The organism is Lysinibacillus sp. NPDC056220 (assembly GCF_049315265.1).
GTDB lineage: Bacteria > Bacillota > Bacilli > Bacillales_A > Planococcaceae > Lysinibacillus > Lysinibacillus pinottii.
The window spans coordinates 999070-1019899 of sequence record NZ_JBMOXD010000001.1 but is presented as its reverse complement, the minus strand read 5'-3'; the positions used below and the strand labels follow the sequence as shown (position 1 = coordinate 1019899).

Sequence of the window (20830 nt, the reverse complement as noted above, 5' to 3'; positions counted from 1 at the left end):
ACAAAAATAAAAAAGGCGATGCTGCTAATTAAGCGCATCGCCATTTTCAGGCTGGAAATTAGAACTACTTACTACTAGATTTCCGTTTTTCTCCATTTTAAAAACAGGTGCAACACGTTCTTCCTCTTCATCTAACGTAACAAGTCGTCTAGCACGATTCATAATTTGAACGAATTGTTCATAATCTTTGCGAATTGCTCGATTTTCTTCTTCTAGCTTTGTAATAGTTTTCTCTAGTTTTTTATTTTTCTCAGATGTTACATGGACAAGCTGTCTCCATTTTGAAGATTCATTGCCTACTTCACCAGAATGCTGTAAACGCAGTAAATAAGCTATAACAATATCAAGAGAAAGAGCAGATAGCGGAATTGATTTTCCTTCTGCAGCACTACTATTCACTGTAAACATACTAGAAGTGCGACGTCTTGCAGGAGCTCCTAACACTCGCATTCTTTCTTTTCTTTCTTTTTTAGCTTCAGCTAATTGTTCTTCATATTCTTTACGAACAACAGCATTCCAACGGAAACCACAGGCTGCAGCAGTACGATTTAACGCATCACCAGCTTCTTCAAAGGCATTTAGCTGTGTACTCCCCTCCGTTACGTGACGAATTACCGCCTCTGCTAACAATTCATCATTTTCTTCTAGCCAAGCATCTTGTCTTATTTTACTCATATTAAAAACCTCCACCTTTTTTGGTACTTGTTATTTAAGACTAGCATGACCAATCTTTTAACCTTTTATTCATCTATGTAAAAGGAATTATGCTTGAATAGAAGGGGAAAAGTACGATACAATACCCGTTGTAGGTTTGTACGTATGCTGCATACTTAAATATGTGAAGGTCATGCGTTCCATAGAGCGAGCGATTTTTTGTTTGAAAAATACTATATAGAAAGGGTTGTTGACAAAATGGCAAACGAATTTAAAGTTTGCGATGAATGTCAGGCCGTTAACTTAAAAACGTTAATTCCAAAATTAAAGGAAATCGATCCTGATGCAACCATCGAAATTGGCTGTCATTCTTATTGTGGTCCAGGACGCAAAAAAACATTTACCTTTGTAAATAGCCGCCCTGTTGCTGCATTAACCGAAGAAGAACTAATGGAAAAGGTTTTAACAAAATTAAAGAATAAGTAAACAAAAAGCTGTCTCTACTTGTTGGAGAAAGCTTTTTGTTCATTTATAGCAATAGAAATAAAAAGGTTGTAAGTATCTATAGAAAAATGTGAATAAGTATGCTAGTCCTAGATTTATCGCATATAATAGAACTATAACAAAATGGGGGTGCTATACAAATGACATATGCAAACGCTAAATTACAAGAAGAAAAGGTATTTAAAGACCCTGTTCACCGTTATGTGCATGTAAGGGATCAGGTGATATGGGATTTAGTAGGTACAAGAGAATTTCAGCGTTTACGTAGAATTCGTCAGCTTGGTACCACATTTTTAGTCTTTCATGGGGCAGAACACAGCCGCTTTAGTCATTCACTTGGTGTATATGAAATTGTACGTCGTATAGTGGATGATATCTTTGTTGGCCGTGCTGATTGGGATGAAGGTGAACGACTTTTAGTGCTATGTGCGGCGCTCTTACACGATTTAGGACATGGGCCATTCTCACATGCCTTTGAAAATGTCTTTGAACTGGATCATGAATATTATACAAGACAAATTTTATTGGGTGATACAGAAGTAAATGCTGTGCTGAAAAAAGTGGCAGCTGATTTTCCTGAAAAGGTATCTCAAGTAATAGGAAAGACATATCCAAACAAACAAGTAATTAGCTTAATTTCAAGCCAAATTGATGCGGATCGTATGGATTACCTACAACGTGATGCTTATTTTACTGGAGTTAGTTATGGTCACTTTGATATGGAACGGATTTTAAGAGTGATGCGTCCTCGCAAAAACCAAGTGGTCATAAAAGCAACAGGTATGCATGCAGTAGAGGATTATATTATGAGCCGCTATCAAATGTACTTGCAAATTTACTTCCATCCTGTGTCACGTAGTGCAGAGGTTATTTTAAATAAAATTTTAAAACGAGTAAAACAATTAAGTTTGGAAGGTTATACATTTAAGCATGAACCTACTCACTTCCTAGCATTTTTCCGTAATGCAATTACGCTCGAAGATTACCTTGCCTTAGAAGAGAGTATTCTTTTTACATATTTTCAACTATGGATGCAAGAGGAAGATACGATTCTAAGTGATTTAAGTCGCCGCTTTGTTAATCGCAAGCTATTCCAATACATTGATTTAGATCCTGGTGTCGAGCTTGATAAATATCAAAAACTACAGGAACTTTTCAAAGAGGCAAACTTGAACCCAGACTACTATCTTGTTCATGATACAACGGCTGATTTGCCCTATGATTTTTACAGACCTGGTGAAGAGGAAGTACGCGTGCCGATTTTCTTAGAAATGAAAAATGGTGAGCTACGTGAGCTTTCACGTGAATCAATTATTGTTGATTCTATTTCAGGACGGATGAAGAGGGACCATAAAATATATTTTCCTTTAGATTTTTTAGAAGATGATTCTACGCACGCGACCGTTAAACGGAGAATATTAACCTTGTTAGGAAAAGACGGAAAATAAAATATGAAATAGAAAGCAGTAAACACGTTCAAAGGAGCGATGTTTACTGCTTTTTTTGTATGTTTAGATGATTGTTTAGAATTTGTTCAGCGCTTGTAGTTATAATGTATCAAAAATGATAAAAGGTGGTGATGTTTATTTTTATATGCGTCACAAAAGTAATGCTTCTAAAATAAAATAAAGGAAAGTTTATAATTTGTTAATTCTTATGTCCTATGTTAGGATACAATTTGGCTTTTATTCACAAGAATGACAAGTTAATTTCAGGGAGGAGAGAAACCAATGTTTGTGGCAGGCTTTATCTGAAAATGAAAGGAAGCTATCGTCGCAGCAAACAATCAAGCTCTCTATCTATTAAGAAAAGAGGAGTGTCATGAGAAAAAAAATGAACATTGCTATGCTGACCATGTTGTTAGTGTTCCAAACACTACTCAGCCCACTGTCAGTATTTGCTTCTGAAGACATTTCGACACCACCAGTCGTGAATGACAATGGTTCGGTTGATGAGATGGAAAAAAATCCATCTACACCTGTGAGCAATGACACAGAGTTGTCAGAAGATAACATAGGTGAGGAAGAGCTTTCTACAACACCGCAAGAAAATGAAAATACGGAGCAAGCTCCTGAGGGCCAAGCTCCTGAAGAAGAAAAAGTGGATGATGAACCCGCTAAAACATTGCCAGTGAATCATACACCATTGGCTGCTCAAGAAATTCCAGCTTCACTATTATCATTTGTAATGAAAATTGGTGAAAAAACAGTTGGAGCAGGTGAATTTGGTGCAGAATTAGATCCTAATACAACTGCTAACTTCACGGTTAAATTTTCCGTGCCAATGCAAGATAGTCAAGCAGAAGCTTGGGGAGACGGGAGTTGGTTTGAATTCCAATTGCCGCAGTCGTTAATTGATTTTGATGGGGCATTCACCGGTAGCAAGACAGTAAACGGTATCACATATAATTATGTAACTACGGATAATAAAGTTCGTGTAGAGTTAAGTGGAATGGAGCCCGGCTCAGGAAGCTCTCAACCAGAGGAATTAACCATCATATTTAATGCTGGTTTTAATAACCTTTCAGACGACATTGAGCAAGATCTGGAAATTCCGGCAGCCACAGGTGGTAGTGAGATCATTAAAGTTAAATTTACTTTCTTACCTTCAACGAGCAACAAAAAGGTAAGTAAGGAGAAAATAGGGACTCCTACACCAACAATAAGTGGTAATCATGAGATGGAATGGCAGGTATGGATTAATGAAGCTGGTAAATTATTAAGTAATCCAACTTTAACAGACGAGCCAACATCACATGAAATTATGGCTAATTCCGTGAATGTTTATCAATATGAGGTTGGTCTTAATGGAGTGAGAACAAGTACAGAAAAAAATGTTCTGACAAATGGTAGTTGGAGCGATATTGAAAGTACGCTGACTGGTAAGTATGCATATAAAATTACGTATAAAACGTCTGTAACATTAGAGGCGGATAAACGTGATGGTGCAGTTAATTTTAATAACAGGGTACAATTTACTAACAATGGACAAATAGAATCTTCTAATATGGCAACACACACCATTACGTATGGTAAAGCGCTAGATAAAAAGTTAGATAAAAATACAAACTATGAAACAAAGTGGCATATTGATTACAATCATAATTTGTTAAGTATCGATCAATCTGATGCATATGTTATAGATACAATTAAAGGTCCTCACGAAATCGATGCATCAAGCATTAAGGTTTATAAAATGAACGATGCAGCTGGCCATGTGGCGACAACAGTTTCGGAAGCTAATAGAGTAACAAATGGATTTACTATTACTCCTGCAGCTGGAAATGTTAAAAGCTTCACATTAACCTTTGATAACGATATTTCAGATGCCTATACAATTGTGTATGATGCGAACTATACTAAACAGGATTTTTATGAAAATGAAGCAGGGCTGTTTAATAATAGTGTGACAAGCGGTTCAGGTAAAGAGAAGAATATAAACTATGTACTTACTGAAAACCTATTAAAAAAATCATATACCGTTGATTTTGATAAAAAAGTAATTACATGGACGGTCAACATTGTATCTGATAATCCAACTAAATCAATTAACAACCTAACACTAACAGATACATTTACAGCTGGTGCTGCAGATGGGGTGCATGAGTTAATAGACAACACTGTAAAGCTTAATGGTATAGCAACTACTTATACTCTAATTGGTGGAGATAAGAAAAAAGGCTTTACAATTTCAGGTATTAACGTACCAGCAGGTAGTACATCAACTATCACTTATCAAACGAGCTTCGCAATTGGTGATGAGGGTACTGTACAAAAGCAAGGGTACGGAAATACAGCCGCTACAGAGTGGACAAGTGGCGGTAAAGTATATGAAAAATCAGCTTCTGCGAGCTATATTCCACAATCAACTACTGTTAATAATGGCAGTAAATCGGGATCGTTTGACTACTCCACACAGCAATTTACATGGGATGTAAAAGTGAATATCAATAAAAAGGATATTAATGGAGCTATTTTAATTGATACAGTTGGTGAGGGACATAAGTATTTACCGGGAACAATTGAAGTATTACCTTTAACTAATTTAGGTGGTAGTGATACAGGCGGAACTATTGGTACTACACCGATTGACCCGAACAATTACACAATTTCAGCTGAAACAGATAAAGGCTTTACATTAACATTCAGTGATTCCTTATCAGGAGACATAAACTACCAAGCATATGTGGTTCGTTATAACACAATGGATGACGATCACATTTTAGGTATTGGTTCTGATACGGCTACTGAAAGAGGGAATGTATATACGAATGATGCCACATTCAAAACAAAGGGTACGCAAGAATTTACGCTGGAATCAACGCCAGTAAAAATTGATGAGAATGTAGCGAACAATTTAGTGACAAAAAATAAACCACAACAAAACGCAAGTAAAGAAACAATCACTTGGACATTAGATGTGAATAAATCTCATTCTGATTTAGGTCAAAATGTCATCTTAACAGATTTACCAGGTAATAATTTAATGTTATTGGAAAGTAGTATTCTATTAGCACCATATACAGTATCTAAAACTGGTATTCAAAATGCATCTACCTGGCAAACACCTTTACAATTAGGGGTAACTGTCAAGTTTGATACTCAAGGAGGCTTTAGCCTCGAATTCCCTGATTTAAATCGAAAAGGGTATCAAGTACAGTATAAAACAATAGGCTTTGGTCAAATGGGTGATGCATTAGAAAATACAGCAACATTGCATAATACGGGGCAAACAAAGGCTAATCAAAAAACTGAGAGTGACTTTAAGGGTAAATTTAGCTTTAGTAGCTCTGAATCAGATTTTTCGTCAACACGAGGCAGTGCGAAATTCAAAAAGATTGGTATCGACTCAGCTACAGGTCAATTTAAAGAAAATTTAGCGGATGTTGAATTCCAACTAATTAAAAAAACCGCAAAACCAAATGAATATATCATACAAACAGCTACTACAGATGCAAATGGAGAATTCACATTTGAAAATGTGCCGTACAATGACTATCTCATCCGTGAAGTAGCAGCACCAACTGGTTATACTAAAATGTCTGATTTTAAATTTAAGTTAGATGAAAACACGACACTAAATAAGCAGCCAGACTTAATAACACAACTTGTCAATACGACACCAATAGTGGGTGGTAGTTGTACACAATTCGAAATAGCAATTAAGGATATGGATGGTCATTCAATTACTACAGGGACAGTTACATTAAAGGATCCCAATGGTACAGAAACAGCACCATACAACGTAACAAATGGCAAAGTGACATTACCTAATCATTTTACTGCTGGTGAGTATACTATATCTCATTCAGTTGAAGGTGAATTAGGAAAGGTAACAGTGAAATATGATGGTGGATGTAAAGCTGTAGTTCAACCAGTGCCGAAATGTGAAAACTACACAATTGTTGTGAGAGATGGTCAAGGTAATATTCGTACAAATATTTTAGAATTAACATTAAAGCAAGGTACTACAGTAGTGACAAAGGTATCTCCTGACGCAGGAGGTAGGTTTATTGTTCATTCAAATGATCCTACTAATAGTGTAAAACCAGGTGAATACACAATATATGAGGGTAACCAATTTTTAGGTACAGTTACACTGACATACAAGAAAAGCTGTGGTTATGAATTTACAATTATACAAGCACCAAAATGTGAAACATTCGATTTAACGGTCAAAGATGTTGATGGAGAATTAATAGAAGATAAAACGAAAGTAACTATTAAAGATATAGATGGCAAAACGGTAGCTACTGAAGAAACAAAAGATGGGAAAGTAGAGATAAAAGATTTAGAGCCAGGTGTTTATAGTGTATTTGATAAGGATGGAAATAAAATTGGGGAATTCTCTAGCAATATTGATTGCCATGCTGAAGTTCAGCAAAAACCAGCCTGCGAGCGCTTTACAGTAGAGTTAAAGGATAAAAGTAATGTCCTAATTAAGGCTGGAAAAGACGTTGTTATTAAAGATAAACAAGGTAACGTTATTTCAACAGTGATTGAAGCTGATGGTAGCATGACATTTGTTTCTAAAGATGTACCGGCAGGTAAGTATAATGTTTATGACAACAAAGTGTATTTGGGTGAAATTGTAGTTTCTTATAAACAAATTTGTAAAGTAGAACTGCCTATTGCTCCAGCTTGTCCAATTTTCACATTAACCATTAACAATATGTATGGTCAGCCTCGTGAAGGTGTTAAAGTAACATTTACAGATGAAAATGGTGAAGTGGTAGAAGAAAGTGGTACTAAAGAATTTATAACAAATAATATAGGTCAAATTACAATAAGTAATTCATTCATAAAGCCTGGTAAATATATTGTGAAAGAGAATGGAAGTACAATCATTGGGACAGTCGAGGTAGGTAATACTTGTGAGGCTAAAATCCAGCCTACACCACCTGTAACAAATCCTACAACTGATCCGGATCATCCAACATCAGAGCCAGGGCAACCGGTTGACCCAAACAAGCCAAATCCAGAGAAGCCGGTTGAGCCAAATAAGCCAAATCCAGATCCAGATCCAGAGAAGCCGGTTAATCCAAACAAACCAAACCCGGATCCGGGGAAACCAATCGGTCCAAATAAACCAAATCCAGATTTAGAGAAGCCGGTTGAGCCAAGCAATCCCAAACCAGATACAAACAAACCTACAACTCCTGGTAAGGGTGGCACTTCAGCACAAAATGTTATTGATCAAGGGAAACAATTACCACCGTATAATCCATCAAACGTAACTAAAAATACGTTAGATGCTTATAAAGATTTCCTGAATAAATATAGTAAGCTATCAAAAGATGAGCAAACTGAGGTAGCTCAAGCTATTGATATCAATAAAATTAAAGCGGATGCAGAGCGCTTAGAAGCACAGTTGAGAGCACAAGGTAAATTACCGCAAACAGATGGAGCCAATCAAACAGCTCTTGTATTTGTTGGTTTACTGCTTGTAGCTGGGTCAATATGGTTCTTGCGTCGCCGTACAACAGAGATATAATCAAAAAAGCGCCATCTTATAGTGATGGCGCTTTTTGTATGATTTAAAAGGTTCCTTTGGCATTTTCTAAAGAATAGCTTTGCACAAAATCTGCCTGTAAGGCCAGTCGTTTGGAGCCTTTTTCTGCACAAGTAATCAAGGTTAACGTCGTCTGGTTGGGGATATCGTCCAAGATGAAAACATCGGTTGCTGCAATAATTTTTTTAGTCGTTAATTTATACTCGTAGACATTACTCATGTCTGTAACATAAATGATATCGCCAATTTGCGCTTGATAGAGGGGACTGAATAAAATATCTTTCTCTTCAAAATAATGACCTGCCAAAGCATAGTTCCCTTGACCGAGTTGTTGATTAGGCTTCATTGTACCTGCTCCAATAGCAAGAACAGCATTGCCTACCCCCTTCAAAATAGGAAGTTGCATATGGACACTAGGTACGGCGATACTGCCAATAACGGGCATTTTACTAGCCTTTATTTGGGCTTGGAGAACCTCGGCGATGGACAGTGATTGCACAGCTTCGAACTCAAAATCTGCATCAAGCTGGTTGTTCTTTTTGATATCGTCTGTGCTGTATTCAACTGCATTTAATTTGTCACTCATCCGTGCGATCATCTTATTTTGAATAGGTGTGATAAATATTAGTAACAGGCCGATGATAAGCACGCATAGGAGTAAGGTCAGTTTAAGTTTATTCATTTTCATTAATCACATCACATCCTAGCCATAATTATGTAATACTGAAAAGTTTAAAAATGGGTAGAGCATTAGATGGCTCTACCCAAGTTCAATTTATTTATCACTTAAACGAACGCCTGCAACGCCGTAATGGTTTTTAGACATTTCTTCAATAAAAACTGTTACATTTTCTGCAGGTGCATTCACTGTGCGAGAAACGGCTTCTGTAACTTCTTTTACAAGGGCACGTTTTTGTTCCTCTGTACGACCTTCAAGCATTTTAACTGTTACGTATGGCATAATATTGCCTCCTTTATAGAATAATGTTGTATAGTTAGTTTATAAGAAAGTAGTATAAACTTCTTACTTGCATTGAGGCATACGTGCCAGGTTAATTGTGGCTATATGCTTCCTTATATAATAGCAGAATGGAGGGTATTTAAGTATGGCAAACGAAGAAAAACCAAAACAAAAAATGGGCTTTACTATTATAAAAAATGATCCAACCGATGGACATAAGGGGTTTGGGATTGGCTCGCTTTCATTAGAAAATGTATCGCCAGTCATTATAGATATCGAAGAGGGTACAGCATCTGTTGAGATTGGTGCTATGCATGCGCGTAGCGATGTGGAACGCGGAATTAAATTTACAACGGATCGTGCTGATTCAGAGGGTGGAAAGCCATATTGGCTAGTATGGGTGACAATCGATCATAAAGAGGATGGACCTTACTATGCTGGTATAACAGCTTGTGAAATGGTAGTGAACCGTGAAAAACGCCGTGGCTATAAAATTTTGGCTGATCATGTGAATAAAATGGATAAATCCATGAAGCGTCATATTATCGTAGAGCATATGGATATACCGTCTAAAAAAGTGTTAGCTACTTTCCTAGAACAACTTAATCCAGACCTGTGGGAGCGAAGTAGCGAGCAATTGCGTCAAGACTTATTTGTCGAATAGACCTTTAATGATTGAACAAACTGTGACATTTTGCAATCGTTTTCGATATTAGGTTGAAAGTGAGTTTGAAACAAAGTAAACTTGAGGCAGAGCTTACATTTTAGTAAGCTAGGACACTTGGTTTCGCGAAAGTGATGAGCGCTATGCGGCATTTGAACAACCCAAACCCAAGCCAAATGCCCCATGATGCTCATACTTCGCAAACCATAAAAAGAAAAGCTTTCTGTTCCCACGGACACGTCTCCGGGGAAGAGAAAGCTTTTCTTATTTTTCGTATATCTGTTACTTTGTCGAGAGCCTTCATAGCTTAAAACGTATTAGGTTTAAAAAGGTTTCCTGATTAATGCTGGTTTTTCTTAGTCCTTAAAGATCGAGAATGGAAGCATATTCCAAAATTCTCCCCATGTATTACTGTCAAGAATGTCGAAGTTTGTACATTTTTCAGTTGGTACATCCTTAGATTCCATATATACAAGGCGTTGTTTAGGACAAGCATCGGTCGCTAATTTACCTGTTTCGATATCAATGACAACACCTTCAACACCTTTTGGCTTTTTGAAGTCTTCATTTTTTGTTCCTTTATTTACAGCCTCCATAAAGTCTATCCATATTTGCTTTGTCGCTGCAGTATCTTCTTTTGTCGTTAGATTTTTCCCTTGGTCATAGCCATTCCAGACTCCAGCAGTTAGACTTGGTGTAAAACCAATGAGCCACTGGTCGCTATTGGTAGACCCTGATTTTGCTGCATAAGTATGGGTCATACGTGAGCGAATGCTTATACCTGTTGCAGGTGAGTAATCGCTGAATACAGGGTCAAAAATACCTGTCATCATTTCCGTTAAGATAAATGCATTCTCTTTGGAAATAGCGGTCTCCGACTTTTTCGTAACACCCTTGTTTTCATAAATCACATCTCCATTAGCATTTTTTATGGATACAATTGCCGTCGGAGTTGTTTGCTGCCCTTGTGAAGCTAAAACATTGTAGGCATTTGTCATTTCATATAACGTTGTTTCGATTGTGCCAAGTGCTATTGATAAATTATCCTTTGCACCAATTCCAACATTAAAACGGTTCGCCATATCGTGAAATTCCTTGAAGCCAATGTCCTCTAATGTCTTCACAGCATAAATATTATCTGAAATTGCAATAGCTTGTGCCATAGTCATATCATGATCAGCAAACTGCCCATTCACATTTTTAGGGGCATATGTTCCTCGTCCGTTATCATAAGTAAATGTTGTTTCACCCACATCTAAAAAAGTAAGTGGAGTGTATCCGTTTTCTAAAGCAGCCGCATATAAAATAGGCTTAATAGTAGAACCTGGTTGACGTTTAGCCTGTGTCACACGGTTAAAAGAACTTACTGCATAGTCACGTCCACCTACTAATGCCGTGACAGCACCTGTTTTAGATTCCATGCTAACAAAGGCTGTTTGAAGGTCATTAGCAGGCATGTTTTTTGCCACTGCTTCTTCGGCTGCTTTTTGATGTTCAAGATTCAAGGTCGTTTGAATCGTCCAGCCACCCTCACTAATATCCAGGTTTTTTGATTTTAAAATTTCACTCGCTTCTTGCCAAGCAACATCTAGGAAATAGGGGGCAACAGATTTGGTTGCTACCCAACTATCATTTTTCAAAACAAGTTGTTCATTTTCTGCACGAGTTTTTTCTTCTTGTGAAATGGCTCCTTGATCTGCCATAAGCTTTAAAATAACATGTTGGCGATTTGTAGCCTTGTCCAAATTAGCGATTGGCGAATAGATACTTGGACCCTTTGGTACACCTGTTAACATGGCTGCCTCTGCAAGCGTTAAATCACGAGCAGACTTTCCAAAGTAAAATCGACTGGCTGCTTCAACACCATACATCCCATGACCGTAATAGACTGTATTTAAATAACCCTCTAAAATTTCGTCTTTATCATAAAAAACTTCTAATCTATAAGCATACAGAGCTTCATTTAATTTACGTGTCCAAGATTTCTCATGAGAAAGATAGAGGTTACGTGCATATTGCTGGGTAATTGTACTCGCTCCTTGTACCTTTCCTCCAGCTTTAATATCCACTAAAATCGCACCAGCAATACGTGAATAGTCAAAGCCACCATGTTTATAAAAATCTTTATCTTCAACAGCTACTACTGCTTCTTTTAAATAAGGTGACATCTCTTCGAGGCCAACCCAATAACGTCGTTGATTTGTAAAGTGGTCTCCAATTTGGTTCTCATTTTCATCTAAGAAAATGGAGGCTTTAGGTACGGTTAAAGGCGGTGCACCAGCCACTTGAACATAGATGCGTAGTGCTACAAATGCTACGACAATTGCAGTTGCAAAGGCGACAAAATAAGTAAGTGATTTCCGTGTGCGCTTTACACGCTTTTGCTTTCGATGATAGCTTTTTCGTTTCATCCGACTCTCACCTCGTTTTCTCACAACTTCGAACTTAATGTTAGTATGTGTTCGAACATTCATCTTTAATCGAAATTCTACCTAAAAACTATTGCACTTTATTCAAAAACATCTATACTTTTTTTGTACTACTTGAAACGCTGGCATTCGACAAGAAAATCACGCTTTGTAGATTTTAATCGAATTTTGCTAGACGTTCCAATAATGTATACGAGGATAAAAGGATACAGGTTTCATTACAATCCTGTAAGCCATAATAATGGACTTTAAGATAAGTTGTTTTTCAAAATAATATTTTATTTATAACGGAGGTCTAGCAATGAGATTTGATGAAGCGTATTCAGGAAATGTATTTATAAAAAGTCATCCTACATATAAGGATGCTCAGGCAGTCATTTATGGTATGCCAATGGATTGGACAGTAAGTTATCGTCCAGGTTCACGATTCGGCCCACAACGTATCCGTGAGGTATCAATCGGACTTGAAGAGTACAGCCCATATTTAGATCGTGAGCTTGAAGAAGTAAAGTATTTCGATGCAGGCGATATTCCATTGCCATTTGGAAATGCACAACGTTCATTAGATGAAATTGAAAAATTTATTGAAAAGTTATTAGCTGATGGGAAAATCCCTGTTGGTATGGGGGGCGAACACTTAGTGTCTTGGCCTGTCATGAAAGCAGTATCTGCAAAATACGATGACCTAGCTATCATTCACTTTGATGCTCACACAGATTTACGGGTGGAGTATGAGGGAGAACCACTTTCTCACTCTACACCGATTCGCAAAATTGCCGAACATATCGGGCCAAAAAATGTTTATTCATTTGGTATTCGTTCAGGGATGAAAGAGGAATTTGATTGGGCGAAGGAAAACGGTATGCATATTTCTAAGTTTGAAGTATTGGAGCCGTTAAAGGAAGTTCTACCAACGTTGGCAGGTCGTAATGTTTACGTAACGATCGATATCGACGTGTTAGATCCAGCCCATGCACCGGGCACTGGTACAGTTGATTGCGGTGGTATTACGGCGAAAGAATTACTAGCTTCCATTCATGCCATTGCAGCAAGCGGTGTAAATGTTGTAGGCTTTGATCTAGTGGAAGTAGCACCAATTTATGATACATCTGAAATGACAGCTAACACAGCTTCTAAGTTATTGCGTGAAATGATTTTAGGCTGGGTAAAATAATTTAAATAAACACAATTAGATGGGGGTAGCTATGGCTAGCCCCACTTTTTAATTAGTCGATTTAATAAGAAAAAGGTATTATTTGACTCAATATTCACAATACGAATATAATTTTTATATATAAAAAGGGAAGGAGGAGTATTGTGATTTGGTCTCTTCTCATGAATGATTTATTTATCTTTATGAGCACAATGGAATATTTTTGGCTATTAGCTTCGTTCGTTTTAACCGTTTTCTGTGTTAATTTACAGCTATATTTCGCCAATAAATTAATGGTTCAAGAAATACAAGATGAAGAGATTGAAGTAGATTATGACATCACTAATACTTGGACTCCACCTTTGCTAACGTGGTTCGTTCTATGTATAAGAACGTCAGAAAACAATGAAGAAGAAAGTATGTCTCCTAGTTTTATTTAAACTTTAAAACTAGGAGGAGAATCATTGTTTACTTTTTTAACGCAACCAATCATTTATTTCATTCATTTCATTCATTCTTTTACAGGAAGCTATGCAATTGGTGTCATTAGCATCACGATTGCGGTGAGAGTCATACTTATGCCGCTTTTTATTAAATCGGCCAAGCACCAAAAGCATTCAAAGGAATTAATGACAGTTATTAAACCTGAATTAGATGTACTTACTGCTAAATTGAAGAATAGTAATGATGAGTCAGAAAAAATAACGGTTCAACAAAAAATACAAGAATTAACTTCAGATTCATTGAAAAGCTCATTATTAGGTTGTTTACCAATCATCATTCAATTGCCTGTGTTATTTTCACTGTACTATGCGATTAAGCTAGATACAGTGATTGCCAGTGAAAATTTTCTTTGGATGAATTTGGGCACAGTGGATATCGGGATTTCAATAATTGCTTGTGTCATCTATTTCATGCAAAGTTGGCTCTCGTTAGATAAAAACCAACCAATGAATGTGAAGGTGCTGGTGTTCATCAATCCTATCATGATTCTAATTTTTAGTTTGTTTAATCCAGCGATTATTCCTATATATTGGACTGTGAGTGCTTTATTATTAATGATTCAGCAATTGATTATAAAAAAATGGTATAGATAAATTGCGAAAATCCTCTCTCTTTAGAAGGGAGGATTTTTTATTGCATGAATATCCTTAGTAGTTTCGCCCTGATTGACTTCTATCTTGAAAAAACATTGGTATTCATCCTATAATAAAAAGGTTATAGTAAAAGATTAAAAAGGGAGCGTCCGTTATGGCGAACGAAGTAAGATCGCAAGTAAACATTAAGCTCATTTCTACGATTCGTCCAAGTGATGGAGAATCCGAAAGTTATGAAATGTGGCTCAAAGGGCAGCTACTTGAAAAAGCAGGAAGCTTGTATTTGAAATATGATGAAGTGCAGGAGGATAAAACCATCCGCACGACTATGAAGTTAGGCCATGAGAAGGCACTTATTATGCGTGCTGGAGCGGTCAGTATGCGGTTACCACTGAACATAATTGAACAACAAAAAGGGCATTATGAAGGTGAGTTTGGCTCCATGCCACTCGTTATCGATACGAAGAAAATGTCGTTTACGAACAGGGCAGAAAGCGGAGATTTCCATGTACAGTACGATTTACTAATGGGTGGGCAATCCGTTGGCAATTATACATTAGATATTACATTTACGGAGGTACAATGATGAACGCAGTAGAACAAGTACAACAGGCTATAAAAGCAGCGTTGGCTCAAGCCGTTAAAAAGGCTGGCTTAGTGGAGGCCGACACAGAATTAATGATTCACCTGGAAACACCAAAGGATAAAGCAAATGGTGATTATGCAACAAACATTGCTATGCAGTTAACAAAGCTAGCGAAGAAGCCACCTCGTGCTATTGCAGAAGCTATTTTAGAAAACCTAGATACTGCAGGAACAGATATTGAAAAAATTGATATTGCCGGTCCTGGTTTTATGAATATTACAGTCCGTAAAGATTTCCTGGCAGGGGTAGTTACACAGGTGCTTGAGCAAGGTAATGACTATGGTCGTTCAAATGCCGGCGCAGGGGAGAAGATTCAAATAGAGTTTGTTTCGGCTAACCCTACAGGAGATCTTCATTTAGGACATGCACGGGGTGCCTCTGTTGGAGATTCATTATGTAATGTATTAGATATGGCTGGCTACAGTGTCTCTCGCGAGTACTATATTAATGATGCAGGGAACCAAATTAATAATCTGGCTTACTCATTAGAAGCTCGTTATAAGCAGGCACTAGGATTGGATGCTGAAATGCCAGAAGACGGTTATCATGGCCCAGACATTATAGAAATTGCTGGCAAGCTAGCAAAGGAGCATGGTGATGCAATCCTAGCAAAATCAGATGAAGAACGTTTTGCATTCTTCCGTCAGCATGGTTTAGCGTTAGAATTAGACAAATTAAAAACAGACCTAGCAAACTTCCGTGTGAACTTTGATGTCTGGTATTCTGAAACTTCTCTTTATGAAAACGGGAAAATTGAAGTGGCATTAGATAAATTAAAAGCAAATGGTCATGTGTTTGAAGAGGATGGTGCCACTTGGTTCCGCTCAACAACTTTTGGTGATGATAAAGACCGTGTATTAATTAAAAACGATGGTTCATTCACATATTTAACGCCAGATATTGCTTATCATGAAGATAAAATTGTCCGTGGCTTTGATAAATTAATCAATATTTGGGGAGCTGATCATCACGGCTATATTCCACGTATGAAAGCTGCCATTCAAGCACTGGGCTATGATCGCGATACATTGGAAGTAGAAGTAATTCAGATGGTTCAGCTTTATAAAAATGGTGAGAAATTCAAAATGTCTAAACGTACAGGAAATGCAGTAACAATGCGTGAGCTTGTGGAAGAGGTTGGTTTAGATGCTGTTCGTTACTTCTTCGTAAAAACAGCAGGCGATTCTCATATGGACTTTGACCTTGACCTTGCTGTATCGCAATCCAATGAAAATCCAGTGTATTATGCACAATATGCACATGCACGTATTTCATCAATCTTACGTTCAGCCAATGAACAAGGTTTTGCTGCTACAAGTGAAAACCTTACCCTGTTAACAGCTGAGAAAGAAATTGATTTACTGAAAAAGATAGGCGATTTCCCACAAGTGGTTGCTGACGCGGCGAAACACCGTACACCACATCGTATCGCAAACTATATTCAAGAAACGGCTGCTGCTTTCCATAGCTTCTATAATGCAGAAAAAGTATTAGATGCTTCAAACAAAGAGCTAACAGAAGCTCGCTTAGCATTAATTACGGCTGTTCGTACAACAATTGCCAATGCACTTCGTTTAATCGGCGTATCAGCACCAGAAAAAATGTAATAATCAATTTTGGCCCCTAACAGGTAAAATGTTAGGGGCTTTTTTAATGGATAAAAGTGGTTAACACCATTAAAAAATGGCAGATAGATATACAAAAGTTTCGGCTAACCCTGAAATTTCTGCTTCGAACTATATTTTTCTGTTAATTGCGAAAATTTTGTTGAAGTTAACGTTAACGTCAATGGTATACTGATGCCATATAGGAGGGGGGAGACGATTATGAAGACGATTCAGGAGGTGGCTCAGGAGTTCGATGTGTCCACACGCACAATTCGTTATTATGAGGAGCTTGGTCTTCTTTGTCCTCAACGTTCATCTACGAATCAACGAACCTTTTCGAAAAAAGAATTAGCGAAGCTCAAGCTTATTTTAAGAGGAAAGCGTTACGGCTTTTCACTGGAGGAAATCAAGGAGATGGTGTTACTTTTTGACTTTGATCGCTCTGGGATTCAGCAATTGGAGCGAACCGTTGAATACGGAGAGCAAAAAATTCAAGAGATTGATAGTAAAATAGCTGAGCTTACGCAAATGAGAAATGAATTACAACAAATGCATGGCATGTTTAATGAAAAATTAACGACTTTAAGGGGAGAGATGCACGATGAATAGTTCCGATTTATTAGCACGTAATGCCCGTAAGTATCCAAAAAGGGAAGCTGTTATTTGTCATGGTAGAAGAGTGACCTATCATGATTTAGATGAGCAAGTGACCCGTTTTAGTCATGCTTTATTAGAACAGGGTGTAAGGCAGGGAGATAAAGTTCTGATTTTTATGCCTAACGTTGTAGAGTTTGTCGTGAGCTATTTTGCTATTCAGCGAATGGGTGCTATTGTCGTTCCGGTCAATGCTAAGTTTACATTACAAGAAGTAGAGTATGTGGCACAGCATGCTGAGGCAAAAGCAATTATTGCTCATGAAGCCATTTTTGCGGCAGTCCAGCATATTGCCGTAATCCCGTTGAAAATTAAAACAGGGCAGCAAGTAGCGGGCTGGCTTCAGTATGAAACAATGATTCAAAGTGCCAGTGCTCATACGATTGAATGTCAGTTAAACGAGGATGATGCTTCGACTATTTTGTACACATCAGGTACAACTGGGAAACCGAAGGGCGTATTGTTTAGCTATCGAAATATTTTAACGGTTGCGCAAATGATTGCAGTTGAAATGGAGGTCAAGCCTGAAAGCCGTATATTGCTGATGATGCCATTAACCCATTCCGCACCATTACATTTATTCTTAATGGCAGGTGTACTTGTAGGTTCTACAAATGTATTAACACCAACTTTCACGCCAGACTTATTGATGGATTCCATTGAACAGGAAAAAACGACCCATTTTTTTGGAGCACCTGTTGCTTATTTATTAACAGCACAGATGCCAAGATTGCAATCAGCTGATTTGTCCTCTATGAAATGGTGGGTATATGGAGGAGCACCGTTATCCGAAAACGAAGTTCGTTTTATTCAACAGTCATTCTGCACAACTAATTTAACATGTGTTTATGGATTAACAGAGGCGGGGCCAAGTGGATCATTGCTTTTTGGTAAGGAGCATGAAGAAAAGGCTGGGAGTATTGGTCAACGTGCACCTTTAGGTACAGAGATACGTATTGTTAACGACCATGGCGAAGATGTACCAGCAGGAGAAGTAGGGGAAATCGTTTTATTTGGTGAGGGTAATATGCTCGGTTACTACAGAGATGAAGTGGCAACCAATGCGGCATTTATAGGCGGCTGGTTAAAAACAGGGGATCTCGCTCGTATGGATGAAGACGGTTTTATTTGGATTGTTGATCGAAAGAAAGATGTGATTATTTCTGGTGGAGTCAATATTTACCCGAAAGAAATAGAAGATTGCCTTTTAAGCTTTGAGGGGATATTTGAAGCGGCAGTAATTGGTGTTCCACATCCACAATGGGGTGAGACAGTGAAGGCTGTTTATTCGGCTAAACAGGATATTGATGAAGATGCTCTAAAAGATTTTTTAGAGGGGCGGCTTGCTAAGTATAAATTACCACGTATTTTTGAAAAAGTGGAAGCGCTACCACGGAATGCCTCAGGCAAAATTTTAAAGCAATCTTTGAAAGGACAAGAGGTGAGATAGCATGAAAGTTTTACAACAGGAAATAGCACGTACAAGCAATTTCTTTACAGGTGATGAAACGCTTCAGAAAGTGTTGGAAATGATGTTGGGTAAAGAATTTTCATCTTATGCGCATCGAGAATTGACGGACTTTGGTGAGCTATGTGCTGGCGCTATAGACGTGAGGGCGAAACATACCGATCGACAAGGGGAGCCTCGCCTTCAAAGGTATAATGCCTATGGTGAAGAGGTCTCAGAGGTGTGGGTCAATGACGGCTACAAAAAAACAATTGAAGAGACATATAATACGGGTATTGTTGGTTATGTGCATAAGGATATTCCCCAACTAGGTCACAAGGGGAATTATGTCTATAGCTTTGCGCAAGGTTATTTACTGTCACATGCAGAGCCCGGTTTTTATTGCCCTGTGACATTAACGATGGCCACTGCCTATTTATTAGACCATTATGCAGAGGAAGAAGTTAAGCAGCGTTTCTTACCACATGTTTGTGCAACAGGCGATTTAGAGCTATATGAGGGGGCGACATTTTTAACAGAACGTCAAGGAGGCTCAGATGTTGGTGCAAATGTAGTAGAAGCAAAACTTGTAGGGAATGAGTACCGCCTCTATGGTGAAAAGTATTTCGCGTCTAATGCTGGAATGTGTGGGGTTGCAATGGTGTTGGCACGAATAGCGGGTGCACAAGCAGGCTCTAAAGGATTAACTCTATTTGTAGTTCCATGGCGAAATGAAGATGGATCGGTTAACCATCTTCGTATTCGACGACTCAAAGATAAATTAGGTGTGAAAGCCGTTCCATCTGGTGAGGTAGAGTTTGATGGAGCACTCGCCTATGTAGTTGGTGATCCAAATAAAGGGATTTATTATATGTTGGAGGCGCTTAATTTATCAAGAATTTGTAATGCAGTGGCATCCATTGGTATTATGCGCCGTGGCTTCTTGGAGGCGAAGCATTATGTGTCAAATCGATATGCCTTTGGTAAACCTTTAACACAGTACCCTATGATTCAGGATACATTGGGTAAATATGCTGCTAAGCTGCATGTTGAAGTAGCCACGATTTTTGATCTTATTCAATTATACGACAAAGTGACAAGTGGTCAGGGGACAGAACAAGACATCATAATGAATCGTTTATATATTGCCATTATGAAAAAGGAAACGGCAGAGCAGGCAGTTCATTATGCAAGTGAAGCAATTGAGCTACATGGCGGGAATGGCTATATTGAAGACTTTGTAACACCACGCTTACTAAGGGATGCGCAAGTGTTGACTGTATGGGAGGGTACGGCTAATATACTAGCGTTGGAGCTTATTCGCTTAGTGGATAAATACAGAGCACATGAATTGTTTGTTCAAGAGATGAGCGAGCGATTAGAAGTATTAACAGACCATTCATTAGTGAAAATCGTTCAAGAGCAATTAACTAAACTATCGGCAACATTACAAATTTTTAGTGCTCTCGATGAAGCTACAAAAACGTTTGAAGCAAAGGATGTTGCCCAAAAAATGGCTCATTTATATGAAAGTGTCATCGCAGTTGAATGGGCACAAAAATTTGGTGGGAAATATGAAAAACTTGCAGATGTTTATTTAGAGCAAACTTGGTCATTACGACCGATTGGTGCTTCGATGAAAACCGTACAGTATTTTGATGAAATTGTCTAACAACCTTTGGAGTCGCCTTGATATAGAGGCGACTTCTTTTAATTTCATGTATAATATAATTCAACTGAATATTATAAAGGTTCTTTACTTATGTAAAGTGAAAAGGGAAATCGGTGTAATTCCGATGCGGTCCCGCCACTGTAAGTGTGAGTTTTTTCAAATAATGCCACTGAAAATTTCGGGAAGGCTTGAAAAAACGTAATGAGCACAAGCCAGGAGACCTGCCTTTATAGCATAGACATGACAGCCTACGAGGATAGGATGGTGGATTTTGTATCAGTTTTTTGGTGCGATTTTGACCCCTCATCATTCGAAGATGAGGGGTCTTATT

Annotated in this window: 16 protein-coding genes and 1 riboswitch; of the genes, 12 read left to right on the top strand and 4 right to left on the bottom strand. The window is 37.9% G+C overall.

The window, feature by feature from the left end:
• Positions 1–24 precede the first annotated feature (24 nt).
• On the bottom strand, positions 25–675 hold the full coding sequence (locus ACOZBY_RS04780) for an RsfA family transcriptional regulator (RefSeq protein ID WP_025115432.1): 651 nt from the start codon (positions 673–675) through the stop codon (positions 25–27).
• Between the two features lie 237 nt (positions 676–912).
• Here ACOZBY_RS04780 and ACOZBY_RS04775 point away from each other — a divergent pair, with 237 nt between their 5' ends.
• From ACOZBY_RS04775 to ACOZBY_RS04765, 3 genes are all read left to right on the top strand, one after another.
• On the top strand, positions 913–1140 hold the full coding sequence (locus ACOZBY_RS04775; RefSeq protein WP_008179127.1) for a DUF1450 domain-containing protein: 228 nt from the start codon (positions 913–915) through the stop codon (positions 1138–1140).
• Between the two features lie 158 nt (positions 1141–1298).
• Positions 1299–2606, top strand: a complete 1308-nt coding sequence (locus ACOZBY_RS04770) for an HD domain-containing protein (RefSeq protein ID WP_422761615.1) — start codon at positions 1299–1301, stop codon at positions 2604–2606.
• A gap of 373 nt (positions 2607–2979) precedes the next feature.
• Positions 2980–8151 carry a collagen binding domain-containing protein gene (locus tag ACOZBY_RS04765; protein WP_422761613.1) on the top strand — a complete coding sequence of 1724 codons (5172 nt, stop codon included), beginning with the start codon at positions 2980–2982 and terminating at the stop codon, positions 8149–8151.
• A 43-nt stretch (positions 8152–8194) separates the two neighbouring features.
• Here the strand turns inward: ACOZBY_RS04765 and ACOZBY_RS04760 are convergent, their stop codons facing one another.
• A complete protein-coding gene (locus tag ACOZBY_RS04760) occupies positions 8195–8755 on the bottom strand; it encodes a class A sortase (RefSeq protein ID WP_232900810.1) in 561 nt (186 codons plus the stop codon).
• Positions 8756–8944: 189 nt separating this feature from the next.
• Entirely contained in the window at positions 8945–9130 is a 186-nt protein-coding gene (locus ACOZBY_RS04755; protein WP_012292709.1) for a 2-hydroxymuconate tautomerase, read from the bottom strand.
• 145 nt (positions 9131–9275) lie between these two features.
• Between ACOZBY_RS04755 and ACOZBY_RS04750 the strand changes: the two genes are divergently transcribed.
• Positions 9276–9794 (top strand): YwhD family protein, encoded by a 519-nt coding sequence (locus tag ACOZBY_RS04750; RefSeq protein ID WP_012292710.1) that lies wholly within the window; start codon positions 9276–9278, stop codon positions 9792–9794.
• A gap of 356 nt (positions 9795–10150) precedes the next feature.
• Here ACOZBY_RS04750 and ACOZBY_RS04745 read toward each other — a convergent pair whose 3' ends face one another.
• Entirely contained in the window at positions 10151–12205 is a 2055-nt protein-coding gene (locus tag ACOZBY_RS04745) for a transglycosylase domain-containing protein (RefSeq protein ID WP_036218165.1), read from the bottom strand.
• Between the two features lie 319 nt (positions 12206–12524).
• Between ACOZBY_RS04745 and speB the strand changes: the two genes are divergently transcribed.
• The 8 genes from speB to ACOZBY_RS04705 all read left to right on the top strand — a co-directional run bounded on the left by speB (position 12525) and on the right by ACOZBY_RS04705 (position 20499).
• Complete coding sequence (gene speB / locus ACOZBY_RS04740) at positions 12525–13397, top strand: agmatinase (RefSeq protein ID WP_012292712.1); 873 nt, start codon at positions 12525–12527, stop codon at positions 13395–13397.
• Positions 13398–13540: 143 nt separating this feature from the next.
• Positions 13541–13816, top strand: coding sequence for a hypothetical protein (locus ACOZBY_RS04735; protein ID WP_031418464.1), 276 nt, complete (start codon positions 13541–13543; stop codon positions 13814–13816).
• Between the two features lie 24 nt (positions 13817–13840).
• The gene (gene yidC, locus ACOZBY_RS04730) at positions 13841–14473 is read left to right on the top strand and encodes a membrane protein insertase YidC (RefSeq protein ID WP_012292714.1); all 633 of its coding nucleotides are present in this window, start codon (positions 13841–13843) and stop codon (positions 14471–14473) included.
• 154 nt (positions 14474–14627) lie between these two features.
• Positions 14628–15059, top strand: coding sequence for a DUF1934 domain-containing protein (locus ACOZBY_RS04725; RefSeq protein ID WP_012292715.1), 432 nt, complete (start codon positions 14628–14630; stop codon positions 15057–15059).
• Positions 15059–16726: an arginine--tRNA ligase gene (gene argS / locus ACOZBY_RS04720; RefSeq protein ID WP_422761664.1), complete on the top strand. Its 1668-nt coding sequence runs from the start codon at positions 15059–15061 to the stop codon at positions 16724–16726. The genes ACOZBY_RS04725 and argS overlap by 1 nt, the downstream gene beginning before the upstream one ends.
• A gap of 219 nt (positions 16727–16945) precedes the next feature.
• Positions 16946–17335 carry a MerR family transcriptional regulator gene (locus ACOZBY_RS04715; protein WP_031418470.1) on the top strand — a complete coding sequence of 130 codons (390 nt, stop codon included), beginning with the start codon at positions 16946–16948 and terminating at the stop codon, positions 17333–17335.
• Positions 17328–18830, top strand: coding sequence for a class I adenylate-forming enzyme family protein (locus ACOZBY_RS04710; RefSeq protein ID WP_422761609.1), 1503 nt, complete (start codon positions 17328–17330; stop codon positions 18828–18830). The genes ACOZBY_RS04715 and ACOZBY_RS04710 overlap by 8 nt, the downstream gene beginning before the upstream one ends.
• Before the next feature lies 1 nt (position 18831).
• Entirely contained in the window at positions 18832–20499 is a 1668-nt protein-coding gene (locus ACOZBY_RS04705; protein ID WP_375827881.1) for an acyl-CoA dehydrogenase family protein, read from the top strand.
• A gap of 60 nt (positions 20500–20559) precedes the next feature.
• Positions 20560–20742: riboswitch (cobalamin riboswitch) on the top strand.
• The last annotated feature ends 88 nt before the right edge of the window (positions 20743–20830 follow it).

Bases quoted from the DNA above. Each gene is read 5' to 3' on its own strand.
- ACOZBY_RS04745 (WP_036218165.1), bottom strand. From the start codon at position 12,205: ATGAAACGAAAAAGCTATCATCGAAAGCAAAAGCGTGTAAAGCGCACA.
- argS (WP_422761664.1), top strand. From the start codon at position 15,059: ATGAACGCAGTAGAACAAGTACAACAGGCTATAAAAGCAGCGTTGGCT.
- ACOZBY_RS04775 (WP_008179127.1), top strand. From the start codon at position 913: ATGGCAAACGAATTTAAAGTTTGCGATGAATGTCAGGCCGTTAACTTA.
- ACOZBY_RS04710 (WP_422761609.1), top strand. From the start codon at position 17,328: ATGAATAGTTCCGATTTATTAGCACGTAATGCCCGTAAGTATCCAAAA.
- ACOZBY_RS04765 (WP_422761613.1), top strand. From the start codon at position 2,980: ATGAGAAAAAAAATGAACATTGCTATGCTGACCATGTTGTTAGTGTTC.
- ACOZBY_RS04715 (WP_031418470.1), top strand. From the start codon at position 16,946: ATGAAGACGATTCAGGAGGTGGCTCAGGAGTTCGATGTGTCCACACGC.
- ACOZBY_RS04755 (WP_012292709.1), bottom strand. From the start codon at position 9,130: ATGCCATACGTAACAGTTAAAATGCTTGAAGGTCGTACAGAGGAACAA.
- ACOZBY_RS04780 (WP_025115432.1), bottom strand. From the start codon at position 675: ATGAGTAAAATAAGACAAGATGCTTGGCTAGAAGAAAATGATGAATTG.
- ACOZBY_RS04760 (WP_232900810.1), bottom strand. From the start codon at position 8,755: ATGAGTGACAAATTAAATGCAGTTGAATACAGCACAGACGATATCAAA.
- ACOZBY_RS04770 (WP_422761615.1), top strand. From the start codon at position 1,299: ATGACATATGCAAACGCTAAATTACAAGAAGAAAAGGTATTTAAAGAC.
- ACOZBY_RS04750 (WP_012292710.1), top strand. From the start codon at position 9,276: ATGGCAAACGAAGAAAAACCAAAACAAAAAATGGGCTTTACTATTATA.
- ACOZBY_RS04725 (WP_012292715.1), top strand. From the start codon at position 14,628: ATGGCGAACGAAGTAAGATCGCAAGTAAACATTAAGCTCATTTCTACG.
- ACOZBY_RS04705 (WP_375827881.1), top strand. From the start codon at position 18,832: ATGAAAGTTTTACAACAGGAAATAGCACGTACAAGCAATTTCTTTACA.
- speB (WP_012292712.1), top strand. From the start codon at position 12,525: ATGAGATTTGATGAAGCGTATTCAGGAAATGTATTTATAAAAAGTCAT.